7 protein-coding genes and 3 pseudogenes are annotated in these 10,372 nt (G+C 52.2%); 1 reads left to right on the forward strand and 9 read right to left on the reverse strand.

The window, feature by feature from the left end; all coding sequences use genetic code 11:
- Nucleotides 1-492 precede the first annotated feature (492 nt).
- From K0F88_RS32640 to K0F88_RS29570, 6 genes and pseudogenes are all read right to left on the reverse strand, one after another.
- Nucleotides 493-1,071 (reverse strand): transposase, encoded by a 579-nt coding sequence (locus K0F88_RS32640; RefSeq protein ID WP_257605392.1) that lies wholly within the window; start codon nt 1,069-1,071, stop codon nt 493-495.
- The gene (locus tag K0F88_RS32645; protein WP_257605393.1) at nt 1,044-1,901 is read right to left on the reverse strand and encodes an IS110 family transposase; all 858 of its coding nucleotides are present in this window, start codon (nt 1,899-1,901) and stop codon (nt 1,044-1,046) included. Before K0F88_RS32645 ends, K0F88_RS32640 begins: the two co-directional genes overlap by 28 nt.
- Nucleotides 1,902-1,980: 79 nt before the next feature.
- Entirely contained in the window at nt 1,981-2,592 is a 612-nt protein-coding gene (locus K0F88_RS29555; RefSeq protein WP_257605395.1) for a hypothetical protein, read from the reverse strand.
- A 25-nt stretch (nt 2,593-2,617) separates the two neighbouring features.
- Nucleotides 2,618-3,088 (reverse strand): hypothetical protein, encoded by a 471-nt coding sequence (locus K0F88_RS29560; protein ID WP_219097517.1) that lies wholly within the window; start codon nt 3,086-3,088, stop codon nt 2,618-2,620.
- Nucleotides 3,085-5,379, reverse strand: a pseudogene (locus K0F88_RS33085) (RHS repeat-associated core domain-containing protein); the annotation flags it as partial. The pseudogene K0F88_RS33085 and the gene K0F88_RS29560, both read right to left, overlap by 4 nt.
- 3 nt (nt 5,380-5,382) lie before the next feature.
- Nucleotides 5,383-5,579, reverse strand: a pseudogene (locus K0F88_RS29570) (hypothetical protein); the annotation flags it as partial.
- Between the two features lie 98 nt (nt 5,580-5,677).
- Between K0F88_RS29570 and K0F88_RS29575 the strand changes: the two are divergent.
- A complete protein-coding gene (locus K0F88_RS29575) occupies nt 5,678-6,670 on the forward strand; it encodes a formylglycine-generating enzyme family protein (protein WP_257605396.1) in 993 nt (330 codons plus the stop codon).
- A gap of 49 nt (nt 6,671-6,719) precedes the next feature.
- Here the strand turns inward: K0F88_RS29575 and K0F88_RS29580 are convergent, their stop codons facing one another.
- The 3 genes and pseudogenes from K0F88_RS29580 to K0F88_RS32665 form a co-directional block, all read right to left on the reverse strand.
- Nucleotides 6,720-9,227, reverse strand: a complete 2,508-nt coding sequence (locus K0F88_RS29580; protein WP_219097518.1) for a LysM domain-containing protein — start codon at nt 9,225-9,227, stop codon at nt 6,720-6,722.
- A 19-nt stretch (nt 9,228-9,246) separates the two neighbouring features.
- Nucleotides 9,247-10,080 carry a DUF4123 domain-containing protein gene (locus tag K0F88_RS29585; protein WP_219097519.1) on the reverse strand — a complete coding sequence of 278 codons (834 nt, stop codon included), beginning with the start codon at nt 10,078-10,080 and terminating at the stop codon, nt 9,247-9,249.
- A pseudogene (locus tag K0F88_RS32665) lies at nt 10,077-10,372 on the reverse strand (type VI secretion system tip protein VgrG); the annotation flags it as partial. The pseudogene K0F88_RS32665 and the gene K0F88_RS29585, both read right to left, overlap by 4 nt.

The raw sequence follows: 10,372 nt of genomic DNA on the forward strand, positions 1-10,372 counted from the left end.
TCTCGGAAGGATTTATCGCCAGCAAGGGGGTGATAGCGTAGGGCGATAGCCAAACCATGTTGGGCATTGGCTTCGAACCAAAATGGGACACCCATTAGCCGGTCTCGAGTCAAGGCTAAAAGCCAACTTGCCCAGCAGCTCTTGCTGCAGGGTTTCTCCTATAACTAAACCCGACTGGTTGAACCCGTCGTATCCGTTTCCTCATCGTTGGCTACGACCAAGTCGTGCCTGACACCCATGTGGATCAAGCGGTAGCGATACACCTAGCACCGCCCTGGCAGTCAACTGCCCCAGAGAAACGTTGGTGCCGCCAAATGTCCAAAACGTGTCACAGATCTGTGGTTCGTGCAAAAGCACGTCCAGTCTCGACGGGCTCACTTGGCAGACGACCCGGTTACAACACACTCAGGCGGTGACAGCCGGCCGCCACTCAGATTTTATGGCTTACGCCAGTCCCTTTTTGGTTGATCGGCCATCACCTTAACTCGCCCTTCAGGCGAAACAGCGCTTGGCATCAAAAGGCTGTTTCTCCTTCAAAATGTGGTAACTCGCCCGCGCCAGTTTGTGCGCCAGTGCTTTGGTAGCGACCACGGCGTTGGTCTTGGCTTTCTTTTTCTCAAAAAAACGTTTGGCGTCCGCACTGAAGCGTCGCGCAAAGTTGGCCGCTTCGATAAAGGCCCAGATCAAGTAAGCGTTGCCGTTCTTGGTGTTACCTTCGCCCTTTTTCTTGCCATTGGAGTAATGCGCACTCTTTACGCAGCGGGCATAAGAGGCGAAGTTGCCGACATCGGCAAAGCGCTCTATATCGCCGGTTTCCAACATGATGACCGTGGCCAAGACTTCGCCAACTCCAGGCATCGTTTTCAATAAACAGAACTCGGGGCGCAGGCTGACTTCATGCAGCAATCGCTCCTCGATAACATCAATTTGAGTCTGTAATGCCTGAACAATGGCGATATTGGCTTTCATCGCCAAAGCCACCTCCGTGGACAGGCCCAGCCTGTCCACGGAGGTGGCTGACAGGCTTTTGACTTCATTACAGGTCAGGCGGTGGCCAGACTGACGCGCCATGATGTTTTCAGCGGCCAGAATGTGCTGTGTCCTGTTGCGTACCAATTGAATCCGTTTACGTGCCAGATCGCGCAGCGCTCTTGTGGCGGATGAATATAGCCAGTGGGTAATATCCCTAGCCTCAGCAAATGCGCCAGGAACGCTGCATCATCCTTATCGTCGGAATGCTTTAAGCCGTTGTAGCGTTGCATCGCCACCGGGTTGGCCAGTTTTACCTCGAAGCCTGCCGCCTTCAGGCCGTCGACCAGCCAATACCAGTTGTACGTAGACTCGACCACGACGCCGAGCAATTCTCCACGGTGTGGTTCGAGTAGCGGGAGGATTTGCGTCAACTCATTGGGGCAACGTCGGCTGATCAAAACTCGGTCCGTTTCGTCGGTAACCACAACAACGCTGTTGTTCGAATGCAGGTCTATGCCACAGAATTTCATCACGGCCTCCTCACAGCAAAAGTCTAAGTTCGCACCTTGAATTTTGCGCCACCTCCGTGAGGTGGGGAGGCCGGCCAGATGATTCTCAGATTTATTTTCGTGATTGCGTAGAAAATAAATCTGTCCCCTATTTTTCATATAGTAATAGCACCCTATATTTTCGAGAAGGTCGTTTGCGTCCTCTAGACTATTTTTTACGGTAATTACGTATTTTTGAAACGCGCAATTTAGAATAGACACGGGATTTTTTTGTGTCTCGAGAAAGCTGCAAAGCCCTTGCCAGTTGATCATGTGTAGTTGATTACCCCAGTCGGGATCTCTTGTGAAATAGATGCCGGATCCTCTGAAATAGTCTGGGATTTCATCTCTGTTTAATGCTTTTTCAAAGTTGCTGATCATTGAAGATGTTCCCACTCATAAAAATTGGCTTTGGTTAAAGAGGGGGCTGATTTTAAAAAGGAGGGAAAATTTCTGTCATTTAAAGATTTTCAAGATTAATGGAGCAACCGTTGCTTTTTAGTTTTTGAAGTCGTTGTTCGAACGAAAGCATTTGTAGATCTTTGGTTTTTATATCGTACTCTTTTCTTAAAAGTCTAAATAGGCGGCCTATATTTTCTTTGCTTTTGTTGTCGAGACTCTTGATCAGGTCGTAGTTGTCGGCGGATAGAAATGGGGATTTTTGTCTTGTTATGCAATATGCTGTTATATTTGAAAGTAGACCTTCAGCGTCTTCGTAATTTTCATTGAGGTATCTCGCGTACTCTTCAAATATAGTCGACAATAAGCTCTGCGCGGCTTTCTGGGTTTCAAGTACGCCGCACATTTCTGCCCAGTTGCTTACATATAGATGATCACCCCAGTCGGATCCTCTAGCAAAGTAGATACCATTTCCTTTGAAGAATTCGGAGATCTCATGTTGATCTAAGGCAGTTTCGAACGTGGTTTGCATTGGGATTGTTTTCCGCCCGTCTAAGTTTTTCAACAACGTCCCCACCCGCCTGTCATGGGTAATACGCTCTGATCCAATTAAAGCTATTTCTTTTGGTTCGAGTTTGGTTGCTCCCAAAAAAAAATAGCAGATGGCCTCCAATTTCCCTCGCTTGCTGCTTTACGTTCTACAGTTTTTCTAAGTCAACTTTACAGCCGTTTGTTTTGATTTCAGACAGGAATTGATCGAGACTTATCACGGGTTTGCCGGCGTTTTTTTTGGCGTACTCACTACGAAGTATTCTAAATAGATCTCCGATTATTTTTTTGTTTGGTTCGTTAAGGTTCGATACCAAATCAAAACCATCGGCGGACATGAAAGGTGTGTCTTTTTGCATTGAGTAGTAGCAACTGATGTTTAGTAGTAAGGAGTCCGCATCTTCATAGGTGTTTTTCAGCGATACTAAGTATTTACTGAATGCTTCAAGCAGTATTTCATTTGGGTTGTCTTTCAGTTTAAGGTACCCGCAGAGCCCCTGCCAGTTGTTGATGTAGAGGTGGTCTTCCCAGTCAGGATCTCGGGAAAAATATTGTCCTTGACCTTTGAAGAATTCTGCCGGCTCGTTGTTTTTCAGCGCGATCTGAAATTTAGTTTTCATTGGAGTTTCTCCCAGTCCTCAAATTGGCTTAGTAATTCATCAACATTTTTGTTGTGTTGGATTTTTTCAGAGCCTATCAGGGCTGCCTCTTTAGTCCCGCTTTTCGTTGCTCCACCGGGGACCCATTCTTTTGGATAGGCACCATTTTCTTTGCCATTCGGCATTTCGAACTTGAATCGCGCATCTCCCGGTTTTACACGAACAAGATAGATCGCAGTATCGGAAAGGTCATCCGCGCCCAGATTAAGTTCGTCGCTGAGTACCCGCCAGTCGTTTTTGGATGACTTGTACTTACCAACAACCTTATCCATTTCAGACGATAAACCAACGAATTTGCGCTCGGGAAGACTCGGGAATCTAGTACCTGTAATCCATTTTTCGATTACTACAAACGAGCCCCCTTCCTTTGTGAATAACTCTCGGTGCGCATTGATGTAGCTCGCTGGCAGATAGTCACCGGGATCATCGGGTCGCTTAGTTTTATCAAGGTCGATGATTTCATCAAATTTTTCCTGCGTCATCGGCAAGCCTTCGGGCTTTGTCGCATTTGCAGAGTTGTTGGGTGGTTTGCATGCATCACCGCCTGGACATGTATCCAACCCCAACGGATCCACCCACCCCGTAGGGTTAGGCACGTACTGGTAGTTATTCAACCCCCCAGCCAGCTTGATCGGATCCGGCGTCAGATACCGTCCAGTGCCCGGATTGTAGTAGCGATGCCGGTTGTAATGTAAGCCCGTTTCCCCATCGAAGTACTGACCCTGGAAGCGCAGCGGGTTGTCGATTTCGGCGACGTCGAGGGTGGCGAGGTTGCCGTAGGCGCGGTACTTCGCCGACCACATGATCTGGCCGCTGTAGTCAGTGAGTTCCTGCGGGGTGCCGAGGTGGTCGAGTTGGTAGTAGAACGGTTCCGCTTTGAGCGGGCCTTCGCCATCGAGCATGGCCAATGGGCGGAAGGTGCCCGGTTCATAGATGTAGCTGCGGTAGCGGTTGTTGGCGCTTTCGGCGATGAGACGTTCGCCTTGCCACAGGAACTCAGTGGTGTGGCCATCCACGATCTTGGCGATACGGCGGCCAAAGGCGTCGTATTTGTAGGTTGCATTACTGCCGCCGGGGAGGCTGACGCCGATCAGGCGGTGTTGGCAGTCGTAACGGTATTCAGTGACGAGTTTTTGTCCGGTTCCTCGACGTTCGCGCGCCAGGTTGCCGTAGGCGTCGTAGTCGTAGTGGCGGTCGCCCTGCATGAGCAGGCGATTGCCTTTGACGTTGGCCAGGTTTGCGGTTGGCTGGTCGCCCTGGCCCAGGAGGTTGCCCGCCGGGTCGTGGGCGAAGCTTTCCGGGGTGGTGCCACGGACGTTGATCAGGCGGTCGAGCGGGTCGTAGTGGTAGCTGCGATTGCCTTTGCGGCTGTCGTCGATACCCGCGAGATTGCCATTGGCATCGTAGGCGTAGCGACGCTGGAACAGGTTGCGATCTTGCTGACCCACGGTGTGGGCTTGCAGTCGGCCTTGTTCGTCGTACTGGTATTGGCTGAGCAGCAGGCCTTGTTGACGTTGCTGCTCGCGGCCGGCGCTGAACTGGTGAGTGGTTAGGCGTGAGCCGTTGAGGTCGATGCTGCTCAGGCGACCACCGGATTGGTGGCGGTAGTCGAGTTTGCTGCCGTCGGGGAGGCGGCAGTGGCTCAGTTGGCCGAGTTTGTCGTACTCGTAACGCGTGGTGCCCCAACCCTGGTGTTCGGTGATCAGGCGGTCTTGCAGGTCGTATTCGTAGGCGAGAGGCCAGTGGCCGTCGTCGACGTTTACCAGGCGACCCAATGCATCGTAGCTGTAGTGAATTTCTTCGCCATCGGCCAGGGTTTTTACCAGCAAGCGCCCAGCGGCGTCGCGCTGGTACTCGGTAATCAGTTCGCTACCGTCGTCGCCAAATTCGGTTTTCTTCAGCAGTTGGCCGTTGAGGTCGTACTCGTAAGCGGTGCGGCGACCGTCGAAGCCGGTTTCCTGCTGGATCAGGCCGTTGGGGTAGTAATCGAGATGGTAGTGCTCGCCACGTTCGTTTTCGATCTCGCTGAGCAACAGGCGCGAGTTGTCGTAGTGGTAACGCAGTTGGCTGCCGTCCGGGTTGATGCGACGGCTGACCAGATGCAGGTTATCCGCATACTCGTAGCGGGTGACGCGGCCCAGTTCATCGCGTTCGGCGGTGACTTTGCCGTAAGCGTTATAGGTGAACGCACGGGTTGCACCGCCGGGCAGAGTGATTTGCGCGAGGCGGTTCGCGGCGTCCCATTGATAGTGGAGGCCTCCTTGGAGGACGTCGGTCAGCAGCCACAGTTCGTTCCACTTGATTTTCGTGTGTTGGGTCAGGGCTCGGAAGTAGCCACTGACCAGCAACGGCTGATCGCTTTACCTTCGACCAGTTGGAAGTCACTGCGGTGACGATCCAGGTTGCGCTTCGCTAAATATTTGCCGCGCTCGCGGTCGATGAAACGTCCTGGTAATTACCGACATTTTGAAAGGCTTTGTGTGGGACTTTGTTGTAAGGGCAGGGGATGTTAATGTTCGGCCTTTGTCGCATTTTATAAGGATATTTCCAGTGCTACGTCAGCTCGTACTTGCCCTGCCAGCCATGATGTTTTTAGTCGGTTGCGAGGCGGAATCCGGTCCTTTGCCAAATAGCAAGAGTCTTGCGCCAGAGAAAGTATCCGCCATCGCTGCCACCATTGCGAAGACGTACCCTGATCTATCCAGCGAACTGCGCGGCAAGGTACTCAACACCGTCGTGCAGTCCATCGACAATATGGTGTTTGTCGAGGGTGGTCAGTTTGATATGGGAGACTTCGGTTGGATTTGTGAGTACGACGAAAAGGATGTGTGTACTTGGCCTTGTGGGCAAGATCCTGAGCAGATGTGCAATATCAGCCCAGATGGTAACGACGACTTTGTTCATCCGGTAAAACTAAGTAGCTATTATCTATCGAAGTTTCAAACTAACTTAGGTGATTTTGACCTGTTTTTTACCGCGCAGGGTAAGCCGGTGTTTGATATAAAATTCCGAGACAGAGCAGATCTACAAAATATGTATACGCCGAATTTACCGGCTCCTACAAAAAGCTGGCAGGAGGCCAAGGATTACTGTCAATGGGTTGGCCAATTGAGTGGTTATCCAATAGACTTGCCCACAGAAGCACAATGGGAGTATGCCGCCCGCAACCGTGGCGAGCATGTGCTGTTTCCTACAGATACCGGTAGTCTAGACTATGGGAAAAACTTTCCAGTAGAAGGCGGAGGCGAGACGTTTGCTGTTAACAGATTCACCCCAAATCCTTTAGGTATATACAATTTGTCAGGTAATGCTACTGACTGGGTTAATGACTGGTACGGTAAAGATTATTATCAAAACTCACCTCTAGAGAATCCGCAAGGACCTGCGACGGGAACAGAGAAAGTAAAGCGTGGCTCGAATTATCCAGAGGCCCCTTTATTTGCTGCTCCTATCGTACGGCGTTGGCCAGATAAACCTATCCAAAAAGCGTACTATCCAGGCACTGGTTTTCGCTGCGCTATTCAGTCAGGTAAACCGCTATAGCTAGATAAATAATAAGGGCGCCAGTGGCGCCCTTATTTAAATTGTAGAATCAAGCCAAGCCGTCAAACAGATTACTGCGTCGTGCGGCGACTAATACATCTTCTTTGCGCCATGATGGACCCGGCGTCCACGCCAGCATGCCACCTGAACGCGATGAAGTATTGTCGTTGACCGCTAAGCTTCCGATAAACTTATTGAATTCGCGTTGTTCTTGTCCATCTAATAGGGCATTGATACGACTCAGGCTATCCATGGCTAGGACTTTTTCACCACCCTTCGAGCAGTGTTCTAATACTTCGAAGAAGTGCCGCCAGCTGTGCAAATGAGACAGCAATAGTACGACTGCCTTTTGCTGGTCTTCAGCCCAGCTTTCAACAAAGCTTTCGGTTAGTAGGTATACCATCGGTCCAATGGTTTCTGGTGGCAGCATCTTGAGCGGGATTTTTTTGTCATTCACGTTAATGGCTTGGTTTCTGAGCAGATACCTCGCCAAATTTTGTGCTTCCTGTTTAGTAGCCTCACGTTGTTTCCACCAAAGGCCCATGCTACGGGATCCATCCTCAAATGCCTTGCCCGCTGCTTGCCCTGGATTAGTTGCAATTTGGAATAGACCCCTGGCCATGTAATTGAAAGCATCCTGAGTCACCGCAAGCTGGTAGTGAAAATCCGCTTTCGACAATGCACTGCAAAACACATATGCCAGGTTACCGACCTGCTCTAAATCGACCGCCGTTCCAAAACCACCACCGGCCCCTGGACCAAATACCAGGCTGGCCTTGCAGTTAATTTCCAAGCGATCACTTCGAATGATAATGCTGAAATCAAAACCTGCTCCAACGCCAAGCGCCACATTGCCTTCAGCCTTGACCTCAACCAGACTCGCCCAGTCTGTACTGCCACTATCATTCGCCTGGCCCGCGACAATTTTGCCGCCCCCTTGCTTGGCTGGATCAAGCCACTTCAACGTTCCGGTCACTGTGCCGCCACCTTGTACACCGGCGAAGGCGTTGCCCTTCAAACCTACGCTGCCTCCGCGCTTTTTATCCACCGCAATGCTCGGCGTGCTGAGCAACGCTGTAGCCCCCGACGCCTCAACTTCTTTGGGTTTATATTGCGCTTTGACGCCAGCCTGGCCTTGGGCTGTCGCCCCGGCGAAGCACGACAATTCGACCTTGCCGTCAAGGCGGAAAATGCCGATGTCACTCACCACTTCTTTGCCCTCGGCATTGCGGTAAGGCATCCGCACCACGTAACCGCCCTGATCGGGGAAGAAGCTCTTGAGCGCAACAGAGCCTTCCGCCAGCGAGATCGCTGCACTGCCTTTCACGCCCACTTCGATGTTGCCTTTGCCGGGCTCCCAGCTGTTGATGCCGGCGCTGGCGGTGGCGGCGAAACGGAAGGCGTGGGCTTCGGCAGAGACGGCGTATTTCGTCGAGTCTGCCTGGTTGGAAGTCCAGGAGCATTCTTTATGCAGGGCATTAAGCAGATTGTCGTCTTTGCTCGTCCAGCTCGTAAACTTGGCTTCCAGACTACCAAGGGGGCTGGTTTTTCGGCTTTCATTGACGGCGGACTTGATGTCCTTGAACAGCTCTTTAGCCAGGTTTTTATCGAGTGGCTTGCCCTGCATTACCTTCGTGCTGACCTTCACTTTCCAGTCAAGTTGTTCCCGGTAACTCATCGGTATGTAGTGCCGGCGGCTTGGGTCGCTGAACGAGATGACTTCGATAACGGTAATGCCAGTTTTTACTTGTCGACCTTTTTGGCTTTCGGTGGCTTTTCCCTTGCCATGCTTGATGTCCGGCGCAGCGCTGTTGGCGCTGGTGGAACTGTCGCCGGCTTCGGCCTTTCCTTGCGCTGCGATCTTGGTTCGCAGTGATTCAATCTCGGCGTTCAATTCGAGTACTTTTTTGGCTTGCAGCTGTTTCCAGTTGCTCTCCAGGTAGTTGCCCCCAAGCGAAACTTTTGGCGTATAACGCTGATACCAATCACGTGCCTGCTGCACTGTTGCCAACTGACCTTGCAAGTCTTCTTTGCGCGTAACCGCCTTTGTGGTCGCTTTTTCCGGCGGTGGCTCTGATCGCTGCACCAACCCGGCATCTTCAGCCTTGGCGTTCCAGGCGTCTTTGACACATCGCGAGCAGGCGCAACTGGTCTGAGGATTTGATGCCTTGGTACATTTGCTCGCTTGGGTGGCCTTGGCCAGGTTCTGGTGCAGCTCGTCCATAAGGTTCTTGACGAGGTCAGTCTGCGTTTTGAGTGCTTTTGACTCTTTTTCCGTCAGAACATAAAAAGTGTCTTCACCGGTGATATGCACCACGTCCACCAGTTCGTCCTTGCATTGAGCTTCGCCCTTGACACTGGTGGTGCTCTGGTTGTCCGCATGCTTGGGTGGCGGCAACACTTTAGTGGCTGGTAACTGCAGCACCCAACCGGCTTTGATGTGGTTGGGGTCGGTAATAATGGGGTTAAGTGCCCGTAGATCCGCCACAGAGCATTTGTTTGCGCTAGCAATGTTGCCGAGGATATCGCCGCTTTTGACGGTATAGGTGTTGCTCATTGCTCATCGTCCTTGTGATTCAGAGGCTTTCCAGCTGAGTCAATTTTTCACCCAGCGCCACGTCGTTACGAGCCAGAAGTTCTGCATCCGGGGCAGTCGCCCAAAAGGAATCTCCACGGCTTATGGCGAGGCGTAGCCAGCGCTCCTGATCTGCCATTTGTTGGTAGCCCGCTTGTTGTCCAGCAAGCAATTGACGATGTACAAACTCGACAGTGTCTTGGGCAGGCAACACTTCGCGATAGTCTTCGGCAAAGCGTGCTGCAATGACCTTCAATCGACCTTGCTCAATCGACTCTTCGCGCTCCGGACTCAGGTACAGCCAAGCGGGCGGTTGCAGTGCGGCCGCTAGGCTCTGGGCCGCCCTGGCGTAGTACCGCCAGCCCATTTCGTTACGCCAGGCCATGGCGGTGAATGGCCCAATAAACTGGTTGCGCTCAGTTTCATTAAGGCTGCGCAGCAAGGGCTCTAACCATCGCGGATCGAAAAACCGCATCATCTGTTGCGGCGCGTCGTCGGTGCGCACAGTGAGCAGGCTTCGCCAATGTTCAACCCCGTTGTCCAAGTCTTGCTCGTTGCTCAGCCAGGCCACACAGCCGGCATCGGACTGCTCCAGCAGGGCACTGGCATACGCCGTTGATTCGCCTTTTGCAGGGCACACGACAACGTAAGGTCCAGCCGGTTGAAGTTCGGCATATGGCGTATTGAGGAACAGTGGAATACACCGAGGGCGAGATTGTTCGTCACCCTGAAACAGACGCGCCAGCAAATCCGCATCAAAGCTGCCATCCAGAATCAAGCACATCGTGCCCGGTGACGAGGGTCGTTCGAACGGCGAAGGAATAGACTCCATCATGCTGATTTCCCCGGCTGGTGAATGGGGCAATGGCCGGAAGCATCGAGGTGGCATGAAGGGGTAGGTAGTAGCACCCCCGTTTTTGCTTGCGCTTTATACGAAGCAAGGGAAGGGGCAACGACTTGCCCAGCCTTATCCGCATCCGCCTGCTTCAACACCCCCGGCAACAACGGCGCCGCTCCCGTCCCGCTACCCGGCCCACCCCCGGAGTTCATGTTGATCACCGGCCCACTCAGCGTCACGCCGCCAGCATCGATCTTGATAAAGCTGCCACCGCCGATCAGCGTCAACT

The sequence above is a fragment of the Pseudomonas sp. UMAB-40 genome (assembly GCF_900095275.1).
GTDB lineage: Bacteria > Pseudomonadota > Gammaproteobacteria > Pseudomonadales > Pseudomonadaceae > Aquipseudomonas > Aquipseudomonas mandelii_B.

Coding starts and splice junctions, on each gene's coding strand:
- K0F88_RS29585 (WP_219097519.1), bottom strand. CDS start 10,080: ATGATGGAGTCTATTCCTTCGCCGTTCGAACGACCCTCGTCACCGGGC.
- K0F88_RS32645 (WP_257605393.1), bottom strand. CDS start 1,901: ATGATCAGCAACTTTGAAAAAGCATTAAACAGAGATGAAATCCCAGAC.
- K0F88_RS32640 (WP_257605392.1), bottom strand. CDS start 1,071: ATGGCGCGTCAGTCTGGCCACCGCCTGACCTGTAATGAAGTCAAAAGC.
- K0F88_RS29560 (WP_219097517.1), bottom strand. CDS start 3,088: ATGAAAACTAAATTTCAGATCGCGCTGAAAAACAACGAGCCGGCAGAA.
- K0F88_RS29580 (WP_219097518.1), bottom strand. CDS start 9,227: ATGAGCAACACCTATACCGTCAAAAGCGGCGATATCCTCGGCAACATT.